This window comes from Dactylosporangium siamense (assembly GCF_016862795.1).
Classification (GTDB): Bacteria; Actinomycetota; Actinomycetes; order Mycobacteriales; family Micromonosporaceae; genus Dactylosporangium; species Dactylosporangium siamense.
The window spans coordinates 82,755-108,660 of the sequence record NZ_BONQ01000017.1; the positions used below are offsets into that span (position 1 = coordinate 82,755).

A 25,906-nucleotide genomic window follows, 5' to 3' on the forward strand; every position below is an offset into this window, starting at 1 on the left:
TGACGTGACGTTCGTGTTCGTCAGCGGTGACCTCGCCCTCGACTTCGCCGGCACGCTCAAGTGGCGCCGCAGCGCCCCGGAGGAGCTCCTCGGCACCCCGGCGGACGCGGGCCGCTGGGCCGTGGAGGCGGGCGTGCTGACGGCGCCCCCCGCGGTGTCGACGCCGGACCTGACGGCGCTGCTGGTGTTGCGCGAGCAGGTGTACGGCCTGACCACCGCCGCCCTGGCCGGCCGCGCCTTGCCGGCGCGGGACCTCCGGGCGCTGAACACGGCGGCCGCGGCGGTGCCACCGCGGGTGACGTTGACGGCCGGCGGGATCCGCCGGGTGGGCGATGCGACCGCGATCGGGGCCGCGGTGGCGGTTGCTGCGGCCGAGCTGCTGGGCGGGCCCGAGATCGCCGCGGTCCGGGAATGCGCCCTGGAGGAGTGCACGCGCCTGTTCGTGGACCGCTCGCGGGCCGGCAACCGCGCGTGGTGCGGCATGGAGGAGTGCGGCAACCGCGTCAAGGCGGCCGCCTACCGGGCCCGCCGCGGCGCGGTTCGGGCCGGTGCGGCTGGGAACGATGCGGCTGGGGACGATGCGGCGGGGGACGATGCGGCGGGGGACGGCGCGGGTGGGGGCGGTGCGGCTGCGAACGGCGCGGCTGCGAACGGCGCGGCTGCGAACGGCGCGGCTGCGAACGGCGCGGCTGCGAACGGCGCGGGTGGAGGCGGCGCGGCTCGGGGCGGCGAAGGTGGGGACAGTTCGGTTCGGGGCGATGTGGGTTAGGGCAGCGCGGGTCAGGGCAGCGCGGGTAAGAGCAGCGCGGGTTAGGGCAGTGGGTCAGGCCGGCGGGATCGCGGTGTCGGCGTCGCGCCAGGCGATGCGGTCGTAGCCGAAGGCCAGGCAGGCGTCGCGGATCCGGCCGGGCACCGTCTGGGCCTCGGCGCGCAGGACGATCTCGCCGTCGACGTTGTACAGCGACAACAGCACCGTCGGACCCGGCGGCGGAGGCTGCACCGGCACCTCGATGCGGGCCTGACCGTGGGTGCCGATGAGCAGCGTCCCGGCCCAGTGCGGCCCTGGGTCGACCGCGGGCACCCCGAACACGATGAGCCGCTGCAGGTGCCGGCCGTGCAGCAGGTCCAGGCGCAGCCGCTGGTGCCCGGCGTGCCGGTCCAGCACGAGGGGCCCGAACGTCTCACCCTGACGCAGGACCGACGACCAGCCGGAGTCCATCTGGTACGCGCACCCGAGCACGAACCCCTCGTCCGGCGACCAGGCGGCCTCGAAGGTCAGCGCGCCGATGCCGGACTGGAGCCGGGTCAGCTGCACCGACGGCTGGCGCGGCGACAGCACCGTCGGCGCGGAGCCCTGCGTCCGCGGCGGGGTGAACGCGGGCGGCGGCGCTGCCGGACCGGGCGGCCCGGGCGCGGCCGGTGCGGGGGACGGGGCGGGGCCTGGCGACAGGTCGAGGGAGGTGCCGGGCACGGTCGGCGAGGCGCCGGGCACGTCCGGGGAGGCGGACAGGTCCAGGGACGTGCCGCCGCGCGACGGTGGCGGCGGCGGGCCGCCGGGGGACAGGTCCAGGGACGTGCCGCCGTGCGCCGGGGCGCCGGTGGGCAGGTCGAGCGAGGTGCCGCTGCCGCCCAGATCCAGGGACGTCGCGCCGCCGGACAGGTCCAGCGAGGTGTTCGTGGCGGGCGGGGCGGTGGGCGTACCGCTGACGCCGCCGGAAATCGCGGGTGCCGGACCGGTGGGCAGGTCGAGGGAGGTGTCGTTGCCGCCGCCGAGGTCCAGGGAGGTGGCCGGCGGTGCCGGTGCGGTCCGGGTCGCCGGGGTGGTCGTGTCGGCGGGCCGGCGGCGGTGCCGGATCCAGGACAGGTCGTCAGCGGCGGCGGGGGCCGAGCGGACGAGAGCGCGGTGCCGCAGCCAGGACAGGTCGTCCGTGCTGCTCACGCCGGCACCTTCGGCGCGGCTGGTTCGCGGCCCGAGCCGCTGCGCTGGCCGCTCACACCGCCGCCTTCGGCGTCGGCGCGAGCCGACCCTGTGTTGCTGGTTCGCGGCCCGAGCCGCTGCGCTGGCCGCTCACAACCGGATCCCGTAGTCGGCCGCGAGGGCGGTGACGCCGTTGGCGTAACCGTCGCCGATGACCTTGAACTTCCATCCGCCGCTGTGCCGGTAGAGCTCGCCGAGCGCCAGGCCGGTCTCCAGGTTCAGGGCCGGCGCCAGGTTCTCCGAGCGGATCAGCTCCGCGTTGCCGTCGAGGTTGAGGACCCTGATGACGCAGGTCTTGAGCCGGCCGAGGGTGCGGCGGACCGCGGTGCCCTCGTTGACATACATGACGACGACGATCCGCGTGACCTCGGCCGGCGCGGCGGACAGGTCGACCTCGATCTGGTCGTGGTCCTCGCCGACGACCTCGCGCAGCTGCTGCACCGACAGGTCGGGCGAGGCGAGCTGGTTGAAGTACACGAAGTGGCGGTCGGAGAGGGCTTCGCCGTCACCGCGGCAGAGGATCGCGGCGACGACGATGTTGTCGGTGAGCACCCGCTCCAGGCCGGCGTCGAACTGCACGCCGAGCACGACCCCCCGCAGGTCGGGGATCTCCCGGGTGAGGGTGACGTTGGCCCCGCGCTTCATCTCCTTGGGAACACTCATGGCAGGTCCAGGTCGGAGCGGGTGAACTTGGTGCGCAGGAAGTTGCCCTGGGTGGCGAGGGCGTCACGGTCCTGGCCGCGCACGGCGACCAGGATGTTGGACGCGGCCTCCTGCAGCAGATCGAGCTGGGACAGCAGCTCGGGGACCGGGGCAGGCCGGTCGCGCATCGACGCCTCCAGAGTCAGGTAGCTGCGAAGGGTGGTCGGCAGGAAGTCGTCGACGGTGTTGCGGACCAGGAGCACGGCGTGGATGTCGAGCGGCCGGTTCGCCGACGTGTCCAGGATCTCCCGGAGCGTGTCGGTGAGCCAGCGGGCCTTGACCACGGCGGCTGCCGGCAACCGGGACGCGTGCTGGTTGACGAAGTGCTCCGCCTCGACGATCCGCTTGCGGATCTGCTCGGGATCGGTGAGCTGGTCGGCCTGCGGATCGGCGGGGGGCGGCGTCTCGTCGTCGTCCCCCCACCATCGTAGCCAGCGCACGGGTGGCTCAGCCGGTCTGCTCGCCGCGCCGCGTGCGCTCCAGATACGGCCTGGCGCGCTCGATCTGGCCCTCCAGGGCGTGCACCGTCTGGGCCATCGAGTCGACCGCCTGCGCCCGGAAGGTGTCGACCGCGTCCATGGTGGCGAAGACGTTGTCGAACGCCGCCTGGAGCTTGTTGATGTCGATGGTCGACGAGGCGGCCTGCTGGTTGATCGCCGCGCCCTGCGTCTTGAGCTGCTGCGACGTCGCCTCGATGAGGTTCGAGGTGACGGTGTTGAGCTGGGTGATCTGGTCGAGGACCAGCTTCTGCCGGGCGAGGGCCTGCGACACGATGACCGCGATCCGCAGCGCGGCGATGGTCGTCGTCTGCGCCCGGTCGACGCCGCGGATGAGCTCCAGGTTGTTGCGGCGGACCAGGTCGAGGGCCATGTAGCCCTGCACGTTGACCGCCATCTGGGTCATGATGTCCTGCCGGCGCTGCCGGACCGGGAACAGCGCGTCGGAGCGCAGCGTCGAGGCCGCCTCGGTCTGGCCGGAGTGCTCCAGCGCGGTGACCTTCGCCTCGATCGCGGCGTCGAGGGCCGCGGCGAGCTCGTTGTACTCGGCGAGGCGGCCCATCGTGGTCCACATGTTGACCTTTTCGGTCTCAATGGCCGCGTTGTCCTTGCGCAGGTCGTTCTGTCCGGACTCCAGCGCGCCGATGATCGCGTTGAGGTGCGACTGCGCCGACTTGTACTTGGCGAAGTACCGGTCGATCTTGTCACCGCCCGGCAGCCACTTCAGGACCTTCTGCACGCCGGTCAGGTCGGCCCGGTTGGGGTCCAGCTCGGTGATCGTCGAGCGCAGGTCGACGAGGGTGTTGGCGACCCTCACCTGCGGGTCGGCGGCGGCGTTGCGCCCCCGGCCCAGGGCGGCGGCGGGACGCTCCAACATGCGGTTGGACATCCCGGCCGCCGCGCGCATGTCCTGCTCGCCCATCGACGTGATCGACGCGACCTTCTGGGTGAAGGCCGGCGAGTTGGTGTCGATGGCGGCGAGCTCCTCGACGAAGGCCGCGGCCTTGCGCTGCAGCTCGAGCTGCTTCTCCGACTGCACGGGCACGGCGCCGGCAGCCTGTGCCGGCTCCACGACCACGACCGGTGCGGGAGGGGTCAGCACGAGTGCGCCCTGCTGCGGAGCGCCGCCGAGATCGAGTTCGGACATCCCAGGGCCTTTCAGAGTTGGTGCGGGTCAGCCGACGTTGACGCCGAAGTCCCGGGCGATCCCGGCCAGCCCGGAGGCATACCCCTGGCCGACGGCGCGGAACTTCCATTCTCCGCCGTGCCGGTAGAGCTCGCCGAAGATCATCGCCGTCTCCGACGAGGCGTCCTCGGTGAGGTCGTAGCGGGTCAGCTCGGCGCCACCGTCCTGGTTGACCACCCGGATGAAGGCGTTGCGGACCTGGCCGAAGTTCTGGCCGCGCTGGGGGGCCTCGTAGATCGAGACGGGGAACACGATCTTGTGGCACTGGGCCGGCACCTGCGCGAGCTGCACCAGGATCTTCTCGTCGTCACCGTCGCCGCCACCGGTGAGGTTGTCGCCGGTGTGCTCCACCGAACCCTCGGGGCTCTTCAGGTTGTTGAAGAAGACGAAGTGCTGGTCGGACAGGATCTTGCCGTTCTCGCCGAGCATGAGCGCGCTCGCGTCGAGGTCGAACTCGGCGCCGCTCGTGGACCGCTCGTCCCAGCCGAGGCCGATCATCACCGCGCGAAGGTTCGGCGCCTGCTTGGTGAGCGAGACATTGCCGCCCTTGGTGAGGGTGACGGACATGGGAACTCTCCTCGCGCTCTCGTTGTGGTCGTCAACCATGTCCGATCGGCCTGTCGGATATATTCATCCGGCTGATCGACGACACCGGAGCCGCCTTCAAAGCTAACGCGCTTCCGGTTAGTGTCGAACATTGATCGAACAAGCCGGAGCCTACCCCAACGCTTCAAGCGGAGCCGCCCGCACGAACGAGGGAACGTCGGCTGTCCCTGGCGGCCGGACGATACTCTCGGGCGGGCACCATCATGATCAGCCGTCGGCGCCGCCTGACGCCGGGGGAACAGTAGGCAAAACATCGAAAGACTGGAGATCGGTATGGGCATCAGCCTGACCAAAGGTGGCAACGTCTCACTGACCAAGCAGGCGGGTCCCGCCGGTCTGACGGCAGTGACCGTCGGCCTCGGCTGGGATGTCCGCACGACCACCGGCACCGAGTTCGACCTGGACGCCTCGGCCATCGCGACCAACGCCGAGGGCAAGGTCTTCTCCGACAAGCACTTCATCTTCTACGGCAACCTGGCGACGCCGGACAACTCGATCCAGCACACCGGCGACAGCCTCACCGGTGAGGGCAGCGGCGACGACGAGCAGATCAAGGTCAACCTGGCCGCCCTGCCGGCCGAGATCGACAAGATCGTCTTCCCGGTGTCCATCTACGACGCCGAGACCCGCTCGCAGTCCTTCGGCCAGGTTCGTAACGCCTTCATCCGCGTCTTCAACAGCGCCGACGGCGTCGAGCTCGCGCGGTACGATCTGAGCGAGGACGCTTCCACCGAAACCGCGATGGTGTTCGGCGAATTGTACCGAAATGGCGCCGAATGGAAGTTCCGCGCGGTCGGTCAGGGATACGCATCCGGGCTTCGCGGCATCGCTGGGGACTTCGGCGTCAACGTCGGATAGTAAGGTCGGCGCACCGCAACATCCCCGATGAGCCCGAAACGGTGTGACAGATGTTCCTGAAGACATTCGGCTGGTCGCTGGGGGTAACCGCAGTGACACTCGCCGCGGCCTTCTTCCTCGGTGGGCCACAAGCTTTCCTGATCGTCGCCATCCTGTGCATCCTGGAGATCTCGGTCTCGTTCGACAACGCCGTGGTCAACGCGACCGTGCTCGGGCGGATGAACCCCTGGTGGCAGCGGCTGTTCCTCACCGTGGGCGTCCTCATCGCCGTGTTCGGCATGCGCCTGATCTTCCCGCTGCTCCTGGTCGGCATCACCGCCTCGCTCAACCCGATCGATGTCGTCCGGCTCGCCCTCGAGGGCGGGTCGGTCGACACGCCGGGCACCTACGCGGCGCTGCTGCACGAGGCGCACCCGAGCATCGCCGCCTTCGGTGGCATGTTCCTGCTCGTGCTCTTCCTCGACTTCATCTTCGAGACCCGCGAGCACACCTGGCTGACCTGGCTGGAGAAGCCGCTCGCCAAGATCGGCAAGCTGGACCAGCTGTCGGTCGTGATCTCCCTGGCCATCCTCGTCGTCGCGGCCGAGACCCTGGCCAAGGACGTCGGCACGGTCATGGTCTCCGGCGTGCTCGGCATCGCCGTCTACATCCTGGTCAACAGCCTCGGTGAGCTCTTCGAGAACGCCGGTGGTCTCGGCGACGACGAGGAAGAGGACGAGGACGAGAAGCCGAAGGGCGCCGGCATCCACGGCGACGCCGGCGACATCGACAAGGGCAAGTCCGGCCCCAACGCCGTCGTCCAGGTGGCCGGCAAGGCCGCGTTCTTCCTGTTCCTCTACCTCGAGGTGCTCGACGCGTCGTTCTCCTTCGACGGTGTCATCGGCGCGTTCGCCATCAGCCAGGACATCTTCGTCATCGCCGCTGGCCTCGGCGTCGGTGCGATGTACATCCGGTCGCTGACGGTGTACCTGGTCCGCAAGGGCACCCTGAGCGAGTACGTGTTCCTCGAGCACGGCGCGCACTGGGCCATCGGCGCCCTGGCCGCGATCCTGCTCGTCGGGATCAAGTACGAGGTGCCCGAGGTCGTCACCGGCCTGATCGGTGTCGGCTTCATCCTCGCCGCGTTCCTGTCGTCGGTGGTGCTCAACCGCCGCAACGGTGGCGGCGAGCCGGCCGCCGAGGAGCCCGCCGAGAGCCTCGCCGGCCGTTCCTAGTTCCACAACCCCCGCGTCCCCGTCCCGGGAAGGTAGGCAACGCCATGACGAACCCGAACAACCCGGTCTCGCTGTCCAAGGTCACGCTGACCAAGGCGGCGCCGGCGGTCTCGCTCGCCAAACAGGGCGGGGCCGCGGGCATCCTCCGGGTCAACCTCAACTGGGCGCAGCCCGCCGCCAAGGGCGGGCTGTTCAGCCGCAAGCCCAAGGGCATCGACCTGGACCTCGGCTGTCTCTACGAGTACACCGACGGCTCCAAGGGGGTCGTGCAGGCGCTCGGCGACTCGCTGCGCGACGTGCACACCCTGGGCCGTGACCCGATCTGCCGCCTCGACGGCGACGACCGCAGCGGCACGAACACCGGCGGCGAGAACCTCTTCGTCGACCTTCGGTACGCCGCGAACATCCGCCGGATCCTGGTGTTCGCGTTCATCTACGAGGGCACCCCGAACTGGGCCGCGGCCCAGGCCGTGGTGACCCTCTTCCCGGTCGCCGGGCCCCAGCTGGAGATCCACCTCGACGAGCCGGACCCGTCGGCCATGATGTGCGCGATCGCGATGATCGAGGGCAACGGCACCGACGTGTCCGTGCGCCGCGAGGTCCGCTACGTGCGCGGCGGCCAGCGCCTGCTCGACGAGACCTACGGCTGGGGCATGCGCTGGGCGGCCGGCCGCAAATGACAGCGTTGTCGACTTTCCGGAAGGCGTACGTATGGGTGTGAGTCTGAGCAAGGGCCAGTCCGTCTCGCTCGTCAAGGGCGGCGGTGGCACGCTCACCAAGGTCCGCATGGGCCTCGGCTGGGACGCGATGAAGAAGAAGGGCCTGTTCGGCGGCCTGAAGACCCAGTCGATCGACCTGGACGCGTCCTGCCTGCTGTTCGACAGCGCCAACGCGCTCGTCGACCAGGTGTGGTTCCGCCAGCTGCGCAGCACCGACGGCGCGGTCCAGCACACCGGCGACAACACGACCGGCGCGGGCGAGGGCGACGACGAGAGCATCATCGTCGACCTGGTCGGCCTGTCGCTCAACGTCCGCACGCTGGTGTTCGTGGTCAACTCGTTCACCGGGCAGAGCTTCGCCCAGATCGAGAACGCCTACTGCCGCCTGGTCGACGAGACCAACGGCGCCGAGCTGGCCCGGTTCGACCTCAGCGGCTCGGGCCCGCACACGGCCCAGGTCATGGCCAAGCTGACCCGTGACCAGCAGGGTTGGACGATGACCGCGATCGGCACCCAGGCCTCGGGACGCACGTTCCGCGACCTGCTGCCGGCCGTCGCGACGCACCTCTGACGGTTCGTTACAACCGCGCCCGTCCCCGGTCCGGGGGCGGGCGCGGTTTTCGTGATCCGGTAGACCTTGTGTACCCCTGAGTGCACAGGGTCTACCGGATCACGGGGAGTGTGGTCAGAGGGATCCGAGGTGCATCCAGGTGAAGACGAGCGGGACGGCGCCGTCGCTGACCAGGTGGTGGTCCTCGCCGGGCGGGATGATGAGCAGGTCGCCGGCCTGGAACCGGGAGACCTGGGTGCCGTCGCTCTCCACGTATCCGCTGCCCTGCACGATCGTGAAGATCTCGGGCACGTCGTGGGTGTGCGGGTTCGACTCGTCGTGGGTGCGGTGGCCGGGGGCGTCGTAGCGGCTGATGCCGCCGCGGATGACGGGTCCCCAGCCGGTGCCGAGCGCGGCGAGGGTGGCGGGGGTGCCGCCGTCGGGCAGGTCGGCGACGGTCAGCTTGCGCATGGCAGGTCTCCCACTTCACTGAGCAGCGCGTGCCGGGCGGCCGCGGTGCGGACGAGGTCGGCGATGCCGGGGATGGCGACGCCGTCGTCGTGCGCGACGCCGGTCAACGGCACGGGGTCGGGGGCGGCCATGATCTGGGCGGCCAGGGCCGTGAACGGCGCGGTCCGGGACAGCGGCACGAGCAGCGGGTCGCCGGACAGCAGGTTCTCCAGCAGCCCGACGCGGCCCGGCAGTTCGACGCCGTCGAGGCGGTCGGTCGGGTACACCACGTGCGCCGCACCATCGGCGCCGGTGACCGTGATGTCGCCGGCGATGAACTCCGTCGACGCCAGGGTGACCGCGACCGTGATGACGGGGCCGTCCACCGGGGTGAGGCGCAGCGCGGCGGTGTCCTCGACCTCGATGTCCCTGGTGCGGAACCGCTCCAGCTCGAGTGTCCACGGTGGACGGACGTCGCCGATCGCGAGCGCCTGCATGAGGGCGTGCGCGAACGGGTTGACGAGGGCACCGTCGACGGCGCGGCGGCCCGACCACGGCGAGCGGGTCCAGTACGTCGCGGGCCGCCACCACGCGCCGGCGACCGCGATGTGCGTCAGCCGGCCCAGGCCGAGGGCGGCGAGCGCCGGCAGCGTCGGCGAGCCGAGCGCCTGGAAGCCGACCTGGCAGCGCCGCCCGGTCGCGGTGAGCGCCGCGGACAGCCGCTCGTGCGCGTCGAGGTCGAGCACCGGCGGCTTCTCCAGGAGCAGGTCCGCGCCGGCGTGCACGGCGTCGAGCGCGATCGGCAGGTGCGTGTGCGGCGGGGTGCAGATGACGACGTAGTCCGGCTTGTGCTCGGCGAGCAGCCGCCGGTGGTCGGTGTAGACCGGCAGTTCCTCGCCGGGCAGGCCCTGCACGTCGCCGAGGGCGACGAGGCGGACCCGGTCGCCGAGGTCCTCGATGTGCTGCCGGTGCCGGCGCCCGTGCCCGGACGCCCCGATGAGCGCGATCGTGGGGACGCTCATGCCGTGCCACCCTGTGCCGATGGTGAGCGGCCCGAGCCGCTTCGCTGGCCGCTCATGCCGTCGCCTCCGCTGCGCTCCGGCGCCGGCCTGAGCCCAACCTGTGCCGATGGTGAGCGGCCCGAGCCGCTTCGCTGGCCGCTCACAGCGCCGCCAGCACGCCCGCGGCGCCGTGCCGCTCCAGGTCCCGTAGCCACCGGTCGATCTCGGCGCGCAGCGGTGCGTCGTCGGCGAGCCCGGGCGACAGCAGCTCGAGGGCCCGCGACGGCGACGCGCCGCGCAACGAGCCCGCGAGGGGATCGTCGAGGGGGAGTGCCGTGCCGTCGTCGGCGCGGCCGCCCACGAACCGGATCCAGGCGGCGAGGACGAGCGCGGCGTAGCTGGGCACCGCGCCCGCGGCGCGCCGGTCGGCGACGGTGCCGAGCAGCCGCTGCGGGAGCTTCTGGCTGCCGTCCCCGGCGACCTGCAGCGTGCGGTAGCGCAGGGCACTGTTGGCGAACCGTCGCAGCACCTGCTCGCCGTACGGGATGACGGGCAGCTCGGTCAGGGTCGGCGCGATGTCGGACGCGATGAACCGCTCCATGGCGGCGTGGCAGCCGGGCAGGGCCAGGGCGGCGTCGACGGTGGGCGCGCCGGCGAGCGCGCCGAGGTAGGCCAGGGCCGAGTGCACGCCGTTGAGCACCCGCAGCTTGCGCAGCTCGTAGGGGGCGGTGTCGGCGGTGAGCACGGCACCGGCGAGGTCCCAGGCGGGCCGGCCGCCGGCGAAGTCGTCCTGCATGACCCACTGGCTGAACGGCTCGGCGGCGACGGCGGCCTCGTCACGGGCGCCGACCAGCGACTCGACCCGGTCGAGGGTGGCCGGGGTCGTGGCGGGCACGATCCGGTCGACCATGGTGCCGGGGAAGCTCAGCAGCGCCATGATGTCCGGGTCGTCCAGCGCGTCGCCGACGAGGCCCCGCAGCCGCGAACCGTTGCCGTGCAGGTTGTCGCAGCTGACCAGGGCGAGGGGGGTCTCGCGCAGGCGCAGGCCCCGCACGATCAGGTCGAGCACCGCCGAGCCCGGCGCGTAGGCCTTCTCGGTGACCGTGAGCGTGACGACCCGGATCGCGGGGTCGGCGAGCCGCCGCAGCACCGCGCCCGGCTCGGACCCGGCGTGCAGGACACTGTCGAACACGCCGACGACCCGGGCGTCGGCGTCCGGTCCGTCGACGGTGAGCACGCTGAACAGCATCTCCTGCGCCCGCAGCGCGTCCAGCACGGCGTGGGAGCTGGGTGCGACGCCGACGATCGCCCAGTCGCCGCCGCCCCTGACGATCGCGTCCTCGGTGAACACCGCCTGGTGCGCCCGGTGGAACGCGCTCAGCCCGAAGTGCAGGACCCCGGCGCCCGCGTCGCCCGGCCGGATCAGCGGCTCGACCTTCACGGGCGCCGAGCGGTTCAGCCGCGCCATGCCGGGCCGTCCGGGAAGGAGAACTCCGCGATCGAGGCGGGGTGCAGTTCGACGCTGTACCCAGGCAGCGCCGGCAGCTGGTAGCGGCCGTCCACGACGGTGACCGGGTCGGTGAAGTGCTCGTGCAGGTGGTCGACGTACTCCACCATCCGCCCCTCCATGCTGCCGGTGATCCGCAGGTAGTCGAAGAACGCGAGGTGCTGCACGTATTCGCAGAGGCCGACACCGCCGGCGTGCGGGCAGACCGGCACCCCGAACTTCGCGGCGAGCAGCAGCTCGGCGAGGACCTCGCCGACGCCCGCGACCCGGCACGCGTCGATCTGCATGACACGGATCGCGTCGGCCTGCAGCAGCTGCTTGAAGATGACCCGGTTGGCGGCGACCTCACCGGTCGCGACCCGGCACCGGCCCCCGGTGATCGTGTCGAGGGCGCGCTGGATGCGGGCGTGGCCGAGGACGTCGTCGGCGTGGGTCGGCTCCTCCATCCAGTACGGGTCGACCTCGGCGAGGCGGCCCAGGTTGGCGATCGCCTCGTCGACGTCCCACACCTGGTTGGCGTCGAGCATGAGCAGCGCGTCGGGGCCGATCTCCTCGCGGATGATCCGGGCCCGCCGCACGTCGTCGTCGATGGCGCCGCCGACCTTCATCTTCACCGCGGTCCAGCCGTCGGCGACGGCCTGCCGGGTCAACGCCCGGACCTTGTCGTCCGGGTAGCCGAGCCAGCCGACCGACGTCGTGTACGAGGGCAGGCCGGCGGTGCGTGCGTGGGCCAGGCGCTCCTCGTACACCGGCAGCCCTTTGTCCAGGATCGCGGCGGCCTCGTCGCGGGTGAGCGCGTCGGTGATGTGCTGGAAGTCGACGGCGGCGAGCAGGTCGGCGGTCGGCAGCTCGGCGAGCAGCTGCCACATCGGCTTCCCGGCCCGGCGGGCCCGCAGGTCCCATACGGCGTTGAGGATCGCGCCGGCGGCCAGGGCGATGACACCCTTCTCCGGGCCGAGCCAGCGCAGCTGCACGTCGGCCGTCAGGGTCCGGGACCCCTCCACCGTGCACAGCTCCTCGACGGTGTGCCCGACGACGTGATGGGCCAGGGCCTCGACGGCGGCGCAGGTGATCTCGTTGCCGCGGCCGTTGGTGAACGTGAGGCCGGTGCCGGTGACGCCGTCGTCGCCGGTCAGCTCGACGTAGGTGGCGGAGTAGTCGCCGCGGTTGATCGCGTCGGACCCGTCACCCGCCGCGGCGGTGGGGAACCTGACGTCGTGGACGGTCAACCCGGTGATCATCGTGCTCCTTGAGCGAGGACGGTGCGTGCGTAGACGCGTTTGGGCAGGTGGTACGCGAGGTCCGCGATCGTCTCGGCGGCCTCGTCGAGCGGTAGGCGGTGCTCGGCGACGAGCCGGGCCAGGAACCCGGCGTCGACGCGGCGGGCGACGTCGTGCCGGACCGGGATGGAGCAGAACGCGCGGGTGTCGTCGACGAAGCCGGCGGTGTTGGCGAAGCCGGCGGTCTCGGTGACCGTCTCCCGGAACCGGCGCAGCCCCTCGGGGCTGTCCAGGAACCACCAGGGCGCGCCGAGGAACACCGCCGGGTAGCCGCCGGCGAGCGGCGCCAGCTCCCGGGTGAACGCGGTCTCGTCCAGGGTGTACAGCACGATCCGGAACCTCGGGTCGGTGCCGAACGCGTCCAGCAGCGGCTTGAGCGAGCGCACGTATTCCGTCGGCGAGGGGATGTCGCCGCCGACGTCGCGGCCGTGCCGGGCGAACAGGGCGGTGTTGTGGTTGCGGACCGCGCCCGGGTGCAGCTGCATGACCAGGCCGTCGTCGACGGACATCCGGGCGAACTCGACGAGCATGTGCGCCCGGAACCGCTCCGCGTCGCGGCTGTCGGCCTTGCCGGTGAGGGCTCGGTTGAACAACGCGGTGGCGTGCGCGGGGGACAGGGCCAGGGCCGCGGCGGTCGGGTGGCCGTGGTCGCTGGACGTGGCGCCGGCGGCGATGAACGCCTGCCGCCGCTCCCGCAGGCGCTCCAGGAACTGCGGGAACGAGGTCACGCCGAGCTGCTCGATCCGGCCGGCCCAGCCGGGCCACTCGAAGTCGACGACGTCGTCGGGCCGGAACGTGGTGATGACCCGCCCGCCCGGCCCGCCCCAGCCGTCGGCCTCGAGCTTGGCGTGCGCGGTCAGGTCCGACAGCGGCGACTCGGTGGTGGCGAGGACCTCGAGGTTGAACCGCTCGAACAGCGCCCGCGGGCGGAACGCGGGGTCGGCGAGGCGCTCGGACAGCAGGTCGTAGACGAGGTCGGCGGTGTCGACGCGCAACGGCACGGTGACGTCGAAGACGTCGGCGAGGACCCGTTCGGTCCACAGCCGCGACGGGGTGCCCCGGAACAGGTGCCAGTTGGCGGCCAGGAGCCGCCAGATGGTGCGCCCGTCGGTCTGGGTCGGGCTGCCGTCGACGGTGGGCACCCCGAGCTCGTGCGGGGCGATGCCCTGGCTGGCGAGCATCCGGGTGACGTAGTGGTCGGGCACGACGATGAGCCTGGCCGGGTCGGGAAACGGCCGGTCGTCGGCGATGATCGCCGGGTCGACGTGGCCGTGCGGGCTGATCAGCGGGAGGTCCCTGGCGTGCCGGTACAGCTCCCGTGCGATGCTCCTGATCCCGGGTTCGGCGGGGAGCAACTGGTCTTCATGCATCGTGTCGGATCCTGACGGGCAGCCCTGAGGCGATGGATTCGTTGGCGGCCAGGCCGATGCGCAGCGCGCGGGCGCCGTCCGCGGCCTCCGCGGCGGCGACGCCGCTGGGCGGGCCGGCACCGAGCAGGTCGGCCAGCATGCGGGCGTCGCCGCCGCCGTGGCCCTCCCGCTCGTAGGGGATGGGGATCTCGCGCGGCTCGCTCCAATGTGGATGGACGCGCAGCGTGGCCCGGCCCGGCTCGTCGCCCTTGATGAGCCCGGTGGCGCCGGGTGCGACGTGGTCGGTCTCGACCACCTCCAGCTCGAGGCGGCCCTTGCTGCCGTTGACCATCACCCGGTAGCCCTCCCAGGGGGCGTAGGCGGTCAGGTGATAGGTCATCGTGGCGCCGCGGGCGTAGCGGACCAGGACGGCGAGGTCGTCCTCGATGGTGATCCCGGGCGCGAAGACGTCCTGGTCGCGCCGGTATCCGTCGCCGGTGCCGGTGTACAGCACGTCGCGGTGCGGGTCTTCGCCCAGCGCGAACCGTTCCTTCGGCGCGGTCGCGCCGGTGCCTTCCGAACCGTAGAAGAACAGCCGGCCCTGCGCGTACACCGAGACCGGGTCGTCGTCGAGCCACCAGTTGACCAGGTCGAAGTGGTGCCCGGACTTGTGCACCAGCAGGCCGCCGGAGTTGGCCTTGGCGCGGTGCCAGCGGCGGAAGTAGTCGGCCCCGTGGCGCACGTCGAGGAGCCACTCGAAGTGCACGGAGCCGACCTCGCCGATCTCACCCTCGGCGATCAGTCGCTTGAAAGTTTCATGGAAGGGGTTGTACCGGTAGTTGAAGGTGACCCGCACCCGGCGGCCGGTACGCCGCACCGCGTCGAGGATTCGGGCGCAGCGCTGCGCGTCGACGGTCATGGGCTTCTCGGTGAGCACGTCGCACCCTGCCTCGAGGGCTGCCACGATGTACTCGTCGTGGACCCGGTCCACGGTGGTGACGATCGCGACGTCGACCTTCTCCTCGTGCAGCATGCGGCGGAACTCGGTGGCTGGATAGGTGGGGACCGGCGCCGGCAGCCGCGCGTTGTGCACGGCGAGGCGGTGCGGCTCCGGATCGGCGAGCGCGACGAGCGCGCAGGTGTCGCGATGCGGCCCGGTGAGTGCGCGCGTGAACATCTCAGCGCGCGACCCGGTGCCGACGATCGCGTAGCGGGTGTGCATCGGTGGTCGCTCCCTGGAACTGCTGCCGTGACTGCCGCTGTGACTGGTGCTGTGACTGGTGCGGCGACTGCAAAGGGTTGCAGCGACACCATGCTCCATGACCGTCCGCCGGGTCAATACCCCTGGATTTTCTGCATCCATGGGCGTTGACATGACAGCAACCGTTTGCATTAATGACTCCGTGCCCGCCACTATTCGAGATGTAGCCCGCGCTTCCGGCGTCCATGTCTCCACCGTGTCGCGCACGTTCTCAGCACCGCATCTGGTCAACCCGGACACCCGGAGCCGGGTGCTGTCCACCGCGGAGAGCCTCGGCTACCGGCCCAACCGTGCGGCCCGCGCGCTCATCACCGGGCGGACCCACAACATCGGCCTGATCGTCGCCGACATCGCCAACCCGTTCTTCCCACCACTGATCAAGGCGGCCGAGTCGCAGGCCCGGCAGCGGGACTACCACCTCTTCGTCGCCGACACCAACGAAGACCCGATCATGGAGGAGCAGCTCGTCCAGGCACTCGCGAAGCAGGTCGACGGCGTGCTGCTGTGCAGCCCGCGCATGAGCAACGACCTGATCGAGAAGCTGCGCCGCGAGGTGCCGCTGGTCGTGGTCAACCGGGCCGTCGACGGGCTCCCCGCGGTGGTCATGGACGTCGCGAACGGCGCCAAGGCCGCGATCGAGCACCTCGTCGGTCTCGGCCACCACGACCTCGCCCTGCTCGGCGGGCCGCGCGGCTCGTGGACCAACCGGGAGATCCGGCGGTCGGCGATGGCCGCGGCGAAGCTCGCCGGTGCCAACCTGACCGTGCTCGGACCGCACCAACCGACCGAGGCCGCCGGAGCCGCCGCGTGCGACGCCGTGCGGGCCACCGGAGCGACCGCCGTGCTGGCCTACAACGACCTCATGGCGATCGGACTGCTCGAAGCACTGCACGACCGGGGCGTGGACGTCCCGGGCGAGCTCAGCGTCGTCGGGATCGACGACATCATGCTCAGCCGCTTGATCCGCCCCAAGCTGACCACGGTCTCCACCCCGACCGCGGCCGCCGGGCGGGCGGCCGTCGACATGCTCCTGCAGCACGACGACGAACGCCGCACGAACGCACTGGTGACGCTCCAGACGGAGCTCATCGTGCGTGACTCCACCGGACCCAACCCTCATTGATCCCCTGCCAGGGAGTGACACGCCATGTCCGGAACACCCCGCCGTAGACTTCTGGCAACCGCCCTCGCCGCAGTGCTGCTAGCTCCGCTTGCCGCCTGCGGCGACGACGGCGGCGAGGCACCAGCGGTCGACTCAACGAAGCCCGTCGAGCTGAGCATCTTCTGGTGGGGCGGCGACGCCCGTGCCAAGCTCACCGAAGAGGCGCTCGCCCTCTACACGAAGAAGCACCCCAACGTCACGTTCAAGAAGACGTGGCAGGCCAACCAGGGGTATTTCGACAAGCTCGCCACGCTGACGGCCGGCAACGACGCGCCGGACATCTTCCAGATCGACGACAACTTCCTGACGGAGTACGCGTCGCGCAACGTCACGCTCGACCTGACGTCGTACCAGAAGTCGAACAAGCTCGACACCTCGAAGTTCCCCGAGAGCCTGTGGAAGTACGGCGTCGTGGACGGCAAGCTGGCCGGCGTCGCCTTCGGGGAGAACACGCAGGGCCTGGTGTTCAACAAGACCAAGCTCGCCGCGGCCAACCAGCCGCTGCCGACCACCGGCATGACGTGGGAGGCGTTCATCGACTGGGCCGCGACCGCGACCACGGCCACGAAGGTCCCCGGCACGCAGGACCCGAGCGCGGACTACAAGGCGTTCTGGATCTGGCTGCGCCAGCAGAGCAAGGACCTGTACAAGGACAAGGAGCTCGGCTTCACGGCGCAGGACGTGACCGCCTGGTTCGACCTGTGGAAGGGCGCCCGGGACCGCAAGGCCACCCCGACCGCCGACGTGATCCGCGAAGGCAACGCCACCGACATCACCAAGCAGCTTGTCGTGACCGGGAAAGCGCTTACCTCGTGGGTCTGGGTGAACCAGCTGCCCGAGCTGCAGAAGAACACCAAGGACGAGCTCGGCGTCGTGGCGTACCCGGGCGACCCGAAGGCACAGTGGGCCCGCGCGGCGCTGTACTTCTCCGTCTACCGGGGCAGCGACAAGAAGGACGTGGCGGTCGACGTCATCAACTTCCTCGCCAACGACCCCGAGGTCGGCAAGGTCCTCGGCACCGACCGCGGCCTGCCGCCCAACATGGACATCCGCGCCTCCGTGCAGAGCAGCGTCACCGACGCCGCCATGAAGACCTCCATCGAGGTCGAGAACACGCTGGGCAAGACGTTCGGGCCGTCCCCGCAGGTCCCGCTGAAGGGGCACAGCACGCTGCGCTCCGAACTCATCAAGGCTGCCGAATCGGTGCAGGCCGGCAAGGCCACCCCCGCACAGGCCGCCGAGGCCTTCGTCACGGCCGCGAAGTCCGCAATCTCGAAGTGAGGCTCTTCCAGTGGCGCTGACCACCGCGCCGGCACCTTTGCACCGAGCGGCGAAGGGGCCCCGCGTCGAACCGCGGGGCCCCCGTCGCGAAGGGCTCGCCGGCTACCTCTTCCTGACACCGTGGCTCATCGGGCTGGCCACCATCACGGCCATCCCGATGCTCATGTCGCTGGTGCTGAGCTTCACCGACTACGACATCCTGTCGGACTGGTCCGAGCTGAACTGGGTCGGGTTCGACAACTACCAGCGGATGTTCACCGAGGACCCGACATTCTGGCACGCCGTGCAGGTCACGGTGCTGTTCGCGGTCATCGCGACGCCGCTGAAGCTCGCCGCCGCGCTCGGCGTGGCGCTGCTGCTCAACAAGGCGGTCCGTGGCGTCGGCCTGTACCGCAGCCTGTTCTACCTGCCGTCGCTGCTCGGCGGCAGCGTGGCCCTGGCCATCGTCTGGGTGTCGATGTTCAGCCGGGACGGCTCGTTCAACGCATTCCTGGCGCTGTTCGGCATCTCCGGCCCCGGCTGGGTCAACGACCCCGACTACGCCCTGAGCACCCTGATCCTGCTCGCGATCTGGCAGTTCGGCGCGCCGATGGTCATCTTCCTGGCCGGGCTCAAGCAGGTCCCGGTCGAACTGTACGAGGCCGCCTCCGTCGACGGCGCGGGCGCCTTCCGCAAGTTCCGGTCGATCACGCTGCCGATCCTGTCGCCGGTCATCTTCTTCAACCTGGTGCTGGAGACGATCCACGGCTTCCAGGGCTTCACGTCGGCGTTCGTCATCAGCGGCGGCACCGGCGGTCCCGTCGACTCGACCCTGATGTACACGCTCTACCTGTACATCAAGGGTTTCACCGACTACGAGATGGGCTATGCCTCCGCGCTCGCGTGGGTGTTCCTGCTCGCCGTCGGCCTGCTCACCGTCGTGCTGTTCAGCACGGGCCGGTTCTGGGTGCACTACGGGGATGAGCGATGAGGTCTCTTCTGCGCACGGTCGTGATCCTCGCGCTGCTCGGGGTCATCCTCTACCCGCTGTTCTGGGTGCTCGGCAGCTCGCTCAAGAGCCAGCCGGAGATGCTCAGCAACCACGGCGTCGTGCCGGAGGTCTTCACCCCCGGCAACTATCCCAAAGGCTGGTCGCACCTCGACACGACCTTCGGCCGGTTCTTCGTCAACAGCACGATCGTCTCGCTGCTCGTCGTCGTCGGCAACGCGCTGTCCTGCCTGCTCGCCGCCTACGCCTTCGCCCGGCTGCGGTTCCGCGGGCGGGCCGCCTGGTTCGCCATCATGGTCGGCACCCTGCTGCTGCCCGGGCACGTGCTCATCATCCCGCAGTTCATCGTGTTCCGGCAGCTCGACCTGGTCGGCGGCGAGTTCCCGTACCTGCCGCTGATCCTGCCGCACTTCCTGGCCACCGAGGCGTTCTTCGTGTTCCTCATGGTCCAGTTCATGCGCGGCATCCCCCGCGAGCTCGACGAGGCCGCGAAGATCGACGGCTGCACCACGTTCGGCGTCTTCCGCACCATCATCCTGCCGCTGAGCCGGCCGGCCCTCGTGACCACCGCGATCTTCTCGTTCATCTGGACCTGGAACGACTTCTTCCGCCAGCTCGTGTACGTGTCGGACCTGCCCAAGTACACGGTGCCGGTCGCGCTGCGGCTGTTCATCGACTCGCAGGGCCAGTCCGAGATCGGCCCGATGTTCGCGATGTCGGTCCTGTCGCTGCTGCCCGTGTTCCTGTTCTTCCTCGCCTTCCAGAAGATGCTGGTCGAGGGCATCAACACCTCCGGCCTGAAGGGGTAGGTTCCGATGCGTCGCGACTTCCGGGAAACGGTCACGGTGGCGGCCGACCTCGCCCTCGTCGGCATCGCCGTCACCGTGTGCAGCCTGCCGGTCCTCACCGCCGGCGCGGCCGTGCACGCCGGCTCGGTCGCCGTGCGCGACATCATCGACGGCTCCGCGGTGCGACCGTCGGCGCTGTGGCGGGTGTTCCGGCGCTCGCTGCTGCCCGGCGCGCTCGCCACGGCCGCCGTGCTCGCCCTCGGGTGGCTCCTGATGTTCAATCTCGGCGCCGTCGCCTCGGGCCGGGTCCCGGGCGGGTTGCCCGTGCTCCTCGGCACCGGTGCCGTCGCCGCCGCACTGCTCGCCGCCTGCGCGTTCGGCGTCGTGCACCTGGCCCGGCACCACTCGTGGCCAGGTGCACTGCGCTGGGCGGCGGGCACCGTGTGGCGGCAACCGCTCACGGCGGCGATGGTGGCCGGGGTGTCATCCATCGCCGCCGTGATCGGCGCGCTGATCCCGGTGACGCTGCCGCTGCTGGTCGGGTACCTACTGTTCGCCGTCCACGTCGTGGTGGCCCGCCGCCTTGCTCATGACCCCGTGTGGTCGTGGTAGCCGGAGCTGCCGAAACCACACGGGATCACCTGCGTTGGCGGCCGAACCACAGGGTGCGGGCGACGACGCCCGGGGTGAACAGCGCCGGCGGTGCCTGCGTCATGTTCGCCACCCGCAGAAACGCTCCGGCGACCGCGGCGTCGAAGCCCGACGCGGTCTGGATCTTCGCGACGTACGCGTTGAGGAGGCGCGTCTTGCCGGTCCGCACGCCCTCGACCTCGGGATGCGCGAGGTCGGCGCCGACGGCGATGTCCCACGGCACGTCGACGACCTTCGCCGCGCGGGTGTAGAAGCGTCGCGGCAGCCCGGCGCGGCCGCCGGACCGCAGTGCGTCGCGGAGCTGGAGCGCCTCCACCGCGGCGACCGTCATGCCCTGACCGTATGAGGGGTTGAAGGCGCAGATGGCGTCGCCGATCGCGACAAGCCCGTCCGGGAGCCGCCGGATCCGTTCGTACCGCCGGCGCACACTCGGAGGGAGCCGCACCCTCGCCGGCGGCCCGAGCGGTTCCGCGGTGCTGATCAGCTGGTGGAACCTCGGGTCGGGCAGCTTCGCGGCGAACTCGAGCATCGCGCCGGCCGTCGGCTCCTGCCCCGTGCCGATCCCGATCAGCGTCGTCATCCACCGGTCGCCGTCGACCCCGATCGCGACCGCGCCGAACGGCCGGCCGGCGTTGGCGGCGTTGAGGATGGCGGTGAAGTCCTGCGCGCCCGGGACCCGGCGGTAGTCGCGGGACACGTACACGGTGCGCGGGTCGACGCGTTCCTCGGCGGGCCGCTCGAACCCGAGCTCGGCGAGCCAGGTCGGCCCGCGGTTGCCGCGTCCGGTCGCGTCGACGACGAGGTCCGCGGCGACGTCGCGACCGGTGGCACCGCCGACCGGCAGCACCTTCGCGCCGGTGACCCGGGTCCCGTCGAACAGCAGCCCGGTCGCCTCGTGCCCGTCGAGCACGGTGACGCCCGGCAGCGCCATGACCCGGCGGCGGACCCCGGCCTCGATCAGCGGCCGGCTCACGCACAGCCCGGCGAGCCCCGACGCGACCCGGGGCATCGCCCGGTCGCCGGTGACCCAGACGCAGTCGCGCATGATGTCGATGGGGATCGCGCCCTCGGCGGTGAGCTCGGCGACGATGCCTGGGAAGAGCCCCTCCAGGACCTGCCGCCCGCGGGCGAGGAACCCGTGGGCGTATTCGTCCTGCGGCACCCCTTTGCGGTTGGCCGCACCGGCGGGCAGGGTGTCCCGGTCGAACACGGTGACGGTCGCGAACGATTCGCTCAGGACACGCGCGGCGAGCAGCCCGGCCACACTGGCGCCGAGCACGACGGCATGACCGGATCGGTCCTTGGGCGGCAAACGGATCCTCCGGGGCGTGGTTGGGCGTGTGCGAACCGTAACCGAGCCCGCCGCCGGCCGCCATCGGCAACGGGACGGACCTGCGCGGCCGCCTGGTCAGTCCCGCGTGACCTGACGCAGGTAGGACGCGAGGACCCCGTCGGCCGGCAGGCCACCGACGGGCGTCACCGGGCTGTGGAACCGATGCTGTTCCCACACCACGCAGCCGTGCCTGTGCACGTCGCCGACGCCGAGCACGTCCCCGCCCGCGGCGCGCAGCTGCAGCTTCAGGTCGGGGCCGCAGCGGCACACGTCACCGCCGAAGACGCCGGTGCTGGACTCGCGGCGCAGGGCGGCGAGTGCCGCCGGGTCGGTGACGACGCCGAGGAGGGTCACGACCGGCGGGGGCACAGGCCTCGGAGCATTGCCCGGCCGGAACCGGACGCCGCGCTCCTCCACGACGTGGACGGCGGCGGTTGCCGCCCACGCGGCATCCAGCCAGGCGGTGATCGCCGCGAGCCGCTCCGGGGTGAGGACGGTCCCGCACAGATATGCGCCGTCGGGCATCCCCGGCTCGGCTGCCCGGAACACGCGGGTCCGGGCACCGGCGGCGGTCGCCGCGACCCGCAGCACCTCACGTCCCGGCACAGGGCGGCTGCGCCGGGTCCGGTCCTGGTCCAGCCATGCCCTGGCGTCGGCGACGCCCACCGCGCCCAGATGCACCTCGGCACCGAGCGCGGCGAGCGCCTCGGCTGGGTCGCCGTCGAACCAGGTCTCCTCCACGCGGTGATCCTCGCAGATCGCCACGGGAGCCGTGAGGTGCGCGGATCCGGATCGCGGAGTTAGACCGGCACGCGGTCCGGAGTGCGCACCGCGGGTGCCGGGGAGGACGGGGTCCGGGAGTGCCACAGCACCCTGGCGACCACGGACGGGGCGAACAGGCTCGGCGGCGCCTTCATCAGGTTCGCCACCTCCAGGAAGCGACGCCCGACCGCCGCGCTGCGTGACGACGCGACCTGGATCTTCGCCACGTACGCGTTGAGGAAGCGGGTCTTGCCGGTCCGCTCGCCCTGGATCTCCGGGTTGGCCAGGTCCGCGCCGACCGCGATGTCCCACGGCACGTCGACGACCTTCGCCGCCTTCGCGTAGAACCGGCGGGGGAGCCCGGCGCGGCCGGCCCGCAGCGCGTCACGCAGCTCCATCGCCTCCGCCGCCGCGACCGTCATGCCCTGGCCGTAGGCGGGGTTGAAGCTGCAGATCGCGTCGCCGATCGAGACCAGACCGTCCGGCAGCCGGGTCATCCGCTCGTACCGGCGCCGCACGCTCGCCGGCAGCCGCATCCGCATCGGCGGGCCCAGCGGCTCGGCGGTGCTCAGCAGCTCGTGCAGCCGCGGGTCGGGCAGGTTCGCGGTGAAGCCGGCGTAGGCGTCCGGGTCGCTCGGCGGGGCCTGGCCCGACCCGACGCCGAGGAGGGTCACCATCCAGCGGTCGCCCTCGGCGGCGATGGCGACCGCACCGAACGGGCGGGCAGGGTTCGGCGAGGTGATGATCGCGGCGAAGTCCTCCCGGCCCGGCACCCGCCGGTAGTCGCGGGACACGTAGACGGTCAGCGGGTCGACGCGTTCCTCGGCGGGCCGTTCGAACCCGATCGCGGCGAGCCACGTCGGGCCCCGGTTGCCGCGCCCGGTCGCGTCGACGACGAGGTCCGCCGCGACGTCGTGCACCGTGCCGCCGGCCGGCAGCACCTGCGCGCCGGTGACCCGGACGCCGTCGAACAACAGGCCGGTCGCCTCGTGCCCGTCGAGCACGACGACGTTGGGCAGGGCGAGGACCCGCCGGCGGACCCCGGCCTCGATGGCCGGCCGGCTCACGCACAGGCCGGCCAGCCCGGACGCGACCCGCGGCATCGGTGCGTCGCCCTGGATCCAGACGCAGTCGCGCATGATGTCGACGGGGATCCCGCCCTGCGCGGTCAGCTCCGCGACCAGGCCGGGGAAGAGCTCCTCGAGCACCTGCCGCCCCCGGGCGAGCAGCCCGTGGGAGTGCTCGCCCTGCGGCACGCCCTTGCGGTTGGCGGCGCCGGCGGGCAGGGTGTCGCGGTCGAAGATGGTGACGTTCGCAAATGACTCGCTCAGGACACGCGCGGCGAGCAGCCCGGCCATACTGGCACCGAGCACGACGGCATGGCCGGATTTTTCCTCGGGTGACAAGGGAATCCTCCGTTTAGGGTGGCTTGCTGTGCGCAAACCGTAGCCACCGGGCGATTTCCGTGCCGTCTCCAACGAGACTGTCAGCTCGCCGACCGAGCTGTATCTGGATCGCCGGAAACCGTCCGAACAGGGGAGATCCGGACCCCGGGCGGGGTCATTACCGTGTTCCGATGTCCTCGACAGTCGCCGACCCGACCACAACCCGGTCCTGGCGCGTGCGGAACAGCGCCTGGCTGCTCATCCCGCTGCTGACGCTCGGCACCTTCAGCGGTGCCGGACTCATCGTCATCGGGATCCGCGCCCGCCGCTGGACCTGGTGGCTGCCCGGCACCGGCTACGTCGTCGCCCTCTGCGTGATCGGCGCCATCGGCAGCCAGTCCGGCGATGGCGCCGGCGCGGTGTTCCGCCTCTACTTCGCGGTGTGGGCGGTCGGGATCGCACACTGCGTGGCGATCAACTCCGACTGGCTGCGGTGGCGCGCCGAGCAGGAGCGGTATCAGAACAGTGCGCCGGCCGAGGCGGTCATCGGCCGGTCGATGGCGCTCTACGTCAACACCGCCGGCCCGCGGGACCTGGCGACACTGCCCGGGTTCGACGCGGCGCGGGTGCGGCGGGTGCTCGCCGAACGTGATGCCCGGCAGCGCTTCGGCAGCGTCAAGGAGTTCGCCGAGGCCGCCGGGCTGAGCCAGGACGAGCTCCGGCGGTTGCAGTACTGGCTGACCGTCTGACGGGTGCCGCGGCGAGACACGGCACCCGTCGGGCCGGGGTCAGACCCGCAGCCACACGGACGTGTCAGGGGGCAACCGGCCGTCGTCCAGGGGGCCGCTCGCGAGGAGCACCTCACCCACCGGCAGCGGCGCCGGGACCGGGGACAGGTTGACGACGCACGCGAAGCCGCCGTCGCGGGTGAAGGCGAGGACGTCCGCGGGCGCGTCGAGCCACGCCATCGGGCCGTCGCCGAGGCCGGGTTCGGCGTGGCGCAGGGCGAGGGCCCGGCGATACAGGTTGAGCATCGAGGACGGGTCGGCGGACTCCGCCTCGACCGTCCACTGTGCCCAGTCGGCCGGCTGGGGGAGCCAGCCGTCGCCGCCGAAGCCGTAGGGCGGTGCCGTCCCGGACCAGGGCAGCGGCACCCGGCAGCCGTCGCGGCCCGGGTCGGCGCCGCCGGTGCGGGCGAAGAACGGGTCCTGCCGCGCCGCCGGTGGCAGGTCCTCGACCTCGGGCAGGCCGAGCTCCTCGCCCTGATACACGTAGACCGAGCCGGGCAGCGCCATGGTGAGCAGCGCGGCGGCGCGGGCCCGGCGGGTGCCGAGGGCCAGGTCGGTCGGGGTGAGGTGCCGGGTCTGGCGCAGGTCGTGTTCGAAGCCGGTCTCGGCCCGGCCGTAGCGGGTGACGTGCCGGGTCACGTCGTGGTTGGACAGCACCCAGGTGGCGGGCGCGCCGACCGCGGCGTGCGCGTCGAGGGTCTCGTCGACGCAACGGCGCAGCGCCTTGGCGTCCCAGGGGCAGCCGAGGAAGTCGAAGTTGAACGCGGCGTGCAGCTCGTCGGGGCGCAGGTACAGGGCGAAGCGTTGCTGGTCGGCGAGCCAGACCTCGCCGATGAGGGCGCGTTCGCCGGGGTAGCTGTCGGCGACCCGGCGCCAGCCCCGGTAGACGTCGTGGATCTCGTCGCGGTCGTTCCACGGGTGCGGGTCCGGCGGCGACGCCGGGTCGAAGTCGGGCAGCGCCGGGTCCTTGACGACCATCGCGGCGGAGTCGATGCGGATGCCGTCGACGCCCCGGTCGAACCAGAACCGCAGGACGTCCTCGAACTCCTCCCGGACGACCGGGTTGTCCCAGTTGAAGTCGGGCTGGCCGGCGTCGAACATGTGCAGGTACCACTGCCCGTCGGCGACCCGCGTCCAGGCCGGGCCGCCGAAGATGGACCCCCAGTCGTTCGGGGGAAGGTCCCCCCTGCCGTCCCGGAACCAGAACCGGTCCCGGTACGAATGATCGACGAGGGCCCGCTGGAACCAGGCGTGCGCGACCGACGTGTGGTTCGGCACGATGTCGATGATGATCCGGATGTCGAGGGCGTGCGCCTCGGCGATCAGCGCCGTGGCCTCGTCGAGGGTGCCGAACGACGGGTCGATGTCGCGGTAGTCGGCGACGTCGTAGCCGGCGTCCGCCATCGGCGACGGGAACCACGGGCTGAACCAGATCGCGTCGACCCCCAGGTCCCGCAGATACCCGAGGCGGGCCCGGACCCCGGCCAGGTCACCCACGCCGTCGCCGTTGTGGTCGGCGAAGGACCGGGGGTAGATCTGGTAGATGGCCGCGTCGCGCCACCATCGGGTATCTGCTGTGGACACTGGAGGTCCCCGCTTTCTGCTAGGAG

Annotated in this window: 26 protein-coding genes; 11 read left to right on the forward strand and 15 right to left on the reverse strand. The window is 71.4% G+C overall.

Annotated features, from left to right (window positions below; all coding sequences use genetic code 11):
- The first annotated feature begins 4 nt into the window (after window positions 1–4).
- The gene (locus tag Dsi01nite_RS04215) at window positions 5–769 is read left to right on the forward strand and encodes a CGNR zinc finger domain-containing protein (RefSeq protein ID WP_203844661.1); all 765 of its coding nucleotides are present in this window, start codon (window positions 5–7) and stop codon (window positions 767–769) included.
- Between the two features lie 54 nt (window positions 770–823).
- On the opposite strand, the gene Dsi01nite_RS04220 is transcribed toward Dsi01nite_RS04215, so the two are convergent.
- From Dsi01nite_RS04220 to Dsi01nite_RS04240, 5 genes are all read right to left on the reverse strand, one after another.
- Window positions 824–1,939 (reverse strand): hypothetical protein, encoded by a 1,116-nt coding sequence (locus Dsi01nite_RS04220; RefSeq protein WP_203844662.1) that lies wholly within the window; start codon window positions 1,937–1,939, stop codon window positions 824–826.
- A 129-nt stretch (window positions 1,940–2,068) separates the two neighbouring features.
- Window positions 2,069–2,641: a TerD family protein gene (locus Dsi01nite_RS04225; RefSeq protein ID WP_203844663.1), complete on the reverse strand. Its 573-nt coding sequence runs from the start codon at window positions 2,639–2,641 to the stop codon at window positions 2,069–2,071.
- Complete coding sequence (locus Dsi01nite_RS04230) at window positions 2,638–3,120, reverse strand: hypothetical protein (RefSeq protein WP_203844664.1); 483 nt, start codon at window positions 3,118–3,120, stop codon at window positions 2,638–2,640. The genes Dsi01nite_RS04225 and Dsi01nite_RS04230 overlap by 4 nt, the downstream gene beginning before the upstream one ends.
- A gap of 7 nt (window positions 3,121–3,127) precedes the next feature.
- Entirely contained in the window at window positions 3,128–4,324 is a 1,197-nt protein-coding gene (locus tag Dsi01nite_RS04235) for a toxic anion resistance protein (RefSeq protein ID WP_203844665.1), read from the reverse strand.
- 27 nt (window positions 4,325–4,351) lie between these two features.
- Entirely contained in the window at window positions 4,352–4,930 is a 579-nt protein-coding gene (locus Dsi01nite_RS04240) for a TerD family protein (protein ID WP_203844666.1), read from the reverse strand.
- A 312-nt stretch (window positions 4,931–5,242) separates the two neighbouring features.
- Between Dsi01nite_RS04240 and Dsi01nite_RS04245 the strand changes: the two genes are divergently transcribed.
- From Dsi01nite_RS04245 to Dsi01nite_RS04260, 4 genes are read left to right on the forward strand one after another with little or no spacing between them, the layout of a single operon-like run.
- Window positions 5,243–5,827: a TerD family protein gene (locus Dsi01nite_RS04245; protein ID WP_203844667.1), complete on the forward strand. Its 585-nt coding sequence runs from the start codon at window positions 5,243–5,245 to the stop codon at window positions 5,825–5,827.
- 50 nt (window positions 5,828–5,877) lie between these two features.
- Window positions 5,878–7,041 carry a DUF475 domain-containing protein gene (locus Dsi01nite_RS04250; RefSeq protein WP_203844668.1) on the forward strand — a complete coding sequence of 388 codons (1,164 nt, stop codon included), beginning with the start codon at window positions 5,878–5,880 and terminating at the stop codon, window positions 7,039–7,041.
- Between the two features lie 44 nt (window positions 7,042–7,085).
- Window positions 7,086–7,721 carry a TerD family protein gene (locus Dsi01nite_RS04255; protein ID WP_203844669.1) on the forward strand — a complete coding sequence of 212 codons (636 nt, stop codon included), beginning with the start codon at window positions 7,086–7,088 and terminating at the stop codon, window positions 7,719–7,721.
- A gap of 31 nt (window positions 7,722–7,752) precedes the next feature.
- Entirely contained in the window at window positions 7,753–8,331 is a 579-nt protein-coding gene (locus Dsi01nite_RS04260; protein WP_203844670.1) for a TerD family protein, read from the forward strand.
- Between the two features lie 114 nt (window positions 8,332–8,445).
- On the opposite strand, the gene Dsi01nite_RS04265 is transcribed toward Dsi01nite_RS04260, so the two are convergent.
- The 6 genes from Dsi01nite_RS04265 to Dsi01nite_RS04290 form a co-directional block, all read right to left on the reverse strand.
- Complete coding sequence (locus Dsi01nite_RS04265) at window positions 8,446–8,781, reverse strand: cupin domain-containing protein (protein WP_203844671.1); 336 nt, start codon at window positions 8,779–8,781, stop codon at window positions 8,446–8,448.
- Window positions 8,769–9,782, reverse strand: a complete 1,014-nt coding sequence (locus Dsi01nite_RS04270; protein ID WP_203844672.1) for a Gfo/Idh/MocA family protein — start codon at window positions 9,780–9,782, stop codon at window positions 8,769–8,771. The genes Dsi01nite_RS04265 and Dsi01nite_RS04270 overlap by 13 nt, the downstream gene beginning before the upstream one ends.
- A gap of 139 nt (window positions 9,783–9,921) precedes the next feature.
- Entirely contained in the window at window positions 9,922–11,229 is a 1,308-nt protein-coding gene (locus Dsi01nite_RS04275) for a mannitol dehydrogenase family protein (protein WP_203844673.1), read from the reverse strand.
- On the reverse strand, window positions 11,217–12,509 hold the full coding sequence (locus Dsi01nite_RS04280; protein ID WP_203844674.1) for an enolase C-terminal domain-like protein: 1,293 nt from the start codon (window positions 12,507–12,509) through the stop codon (window positions 11,217–11,219). The genes Dsi01nite_RS04275 and Dsi01nite_RS04280 overlap by 13 nt, the downstream gene beginning before the upstream one ends.
- The gene (gene uxaC / locus Dsi01nite_RS04285) at window positions 12,506–13,918 is read right to left on the reverse strand and encodes a glucuronate isomerase (RefSeq protein ID WP_203844675.1); all 1,413 of its coding nucleotides are present in this window, start codon (window positions 13,916–13,918) and stop codon (window positions 12,506–12,508) included. The genes Dsi01nite_RS04280 and uxaC overlap by 4 nt, the downstream gene beginning before the upstream one ends.
- The gene (locus Dsi01nite_RS04290; RefSeq protein ID WP_203844676.1) at window positions 13,911–15,119 is read right to left on the reverse strand and encodes a Gfo/Idh/MocA family protein; all 1,209 of its coding nucleotides are present in this window, start codon (window positions 15,117–15,119) and stop codon (window positions 13,911–13,913) included. Before Dsi01nite_RS04290 ends, uxaC begins: the two co-directional genes overlap by 8 nt.
- Window positions 15,120–15,300: 181 nt before the next feature.
- Between Dsi01nite_RS04290 and Dsi01nite_RS04295 the strand changes: the two genes are divergently transcribed.
- The 5 genes from Dsi01nite_RS04295 to Dsi01nite_RS04315 all read left to right on the forward strand — a co-directional run bounded on the left by Dsi01nite_RS04295 (window position 15,301) and on the right by Dsi01nite_RS04315 (window position 19,989).
- Window positions 15,301–16,281, forward strand: a complete 981-nt coding sequence (locus Dsi01nite_RS04295) for a LacI family DNA-binding transcriptional regulator (protein WP_203844677.1) — start codon at window positions 15,301–15,303, stop codon at window positions 16,279–16,281.
- 72 nt (window positions 16,282–16,353) lie between these two features.
- Window positions 16,354–17,601 carry an ABC transporter substrate-binding protein gene (locus Dsi01nite_RS04300; RefSeq protein WP_373318723.1) on the forward strand — a complete coding sequence of 416 codons (1,248 nt, stop codon included), beginning with the start codon at window positions 16,354–16,356 and terminating at the stop codon, window positions 17,599–17,601.
- 10 nt (window positions 17,602–17,611) lie between these two features.
- The gene (locus Dsi01nite_RS04305; RefSeq protein WP_373318724.1) at window positions 17,612–18,571 is read left to right on the forward strand and encodes a carbohydrate ABC transporter permease; all 960 of its coding nucleotides are present in this window, start codon (window positions 17,612–17,614) and stop codon (window positions 18,569–18,571) included.
- The gene (locus tag Dsi01nite_RS04310) at window positions 18,568–19,398 is read left to right on the forward strand and encodes a carbohydrate ABC transporter permease (RefSeq protein ID WP_203844679.1); all 831 of its coding nucleotides are present in this window, start codon (window positions 18,568–18,570) and stop codon (window positions 19,396–19,398) included. The genes Dsi01nite_RS04305 and Dsi01nite_RS04310 overlap by 4 nt, the downstream gene beginning before the upstream one ends.
- Window positions 19,399–19,404: 6 nt before the next feature.
- Window positions 19,405–19,989 (forward strand): hypothetical protein, encoded by a 585-nt coding sequence (locus Dsi01nite_RS04315; protein ID WP_203844680.1) that lies wholly within the window; start codon window positions 19,405–19,407, stop codon window positions 19,987–19,989.
- 25 nt (window positions 19,990–20,014) lie between these two features.
- On the opposite strand, the gene Dsi01nite_RS04320 is transcribed toward Dsi01nite_RS04315, so the two are convergent.
- The 3 genes from Dsi01nite_RS04320 to Dsi01nite_RS04330 all read right to left on the reverse strand — a co-directional run bounded on the left by Dsi01nite_RS04320 (window position 20,015) and on the right by Dsi01nite_RS04330 (window position 23,496).
- Window positions 20,015–21,307: an FAD-dependent oxidoreductase gene (locus Dsi01nite_RS04320; protein ID WP_203844681.1), complete on the reverse strand. Its 1,293-nt coding sequence runs from the start codon at window positions 21,305–21,307 to the stop codon at window positions 20,015–20,017.
- A 129-nt stretch (window positions 21,308–21,436) separates the two neighbouring features.
- The gene (locus Dsi01nite_RS04325; protein WP_203844682.1) at window positions 21,437–22,102 is read right to left on the reverse strand and encodes a hypothetical protein; all 666 of its coding nucleotides are present in this window, start codon (window positions 22,100–22,102) and stop codon (window positions 21,437–21,439) included.
- A gap of 59 nt (window positions 22,103–22,161) precedes the next feature.
- A complete protein-coding gene (locus Dsi01nite_RS04330) occupies window positions 22,162–23,496 on the reverse strand; it encodes an FAD-dependent oxidoreductase (protein WP_203844683.1) in 1,335 nt (444 codons plus the stop codon).
- Window positions 23,497–23,699: 203 nt separating this feature from the next.
- Between Dsi01nite_RS04330 and Dsi01nite_RS04335 the strand changes: the two genes are divergently transcribed.
- Window positions 23,700–24,257: a ComEA family DNA-binding protein gene (locus tag Dsi01nite_RS04335; RefSeq protein ID WP_203844684.1), complete on the forward strand. Its 558-nt coding sequence runs from the start codon at window positions 23,700–23,702 to the stop codon at window positions 24,255–24,257.
- 39 nt (window positions 24,258–24,296) lie between these two features.
- On the opposite strand, the gene Dsi01nite_RS04340 is transcribed toward Dsi01nite_RS04335, so the two are convergent.
- Entirely contained in the window at window positions 24,297–25,880 is a 1,584-nt protein-coding gene (locus tag Dsi01nite_RS04340; protein WP_239135674.1) for a glycoside hydrolase family 13 protein, read from the reverse strand.
- Window positions 25,881–25,906 lie beyond the last annotated feature (26 nt).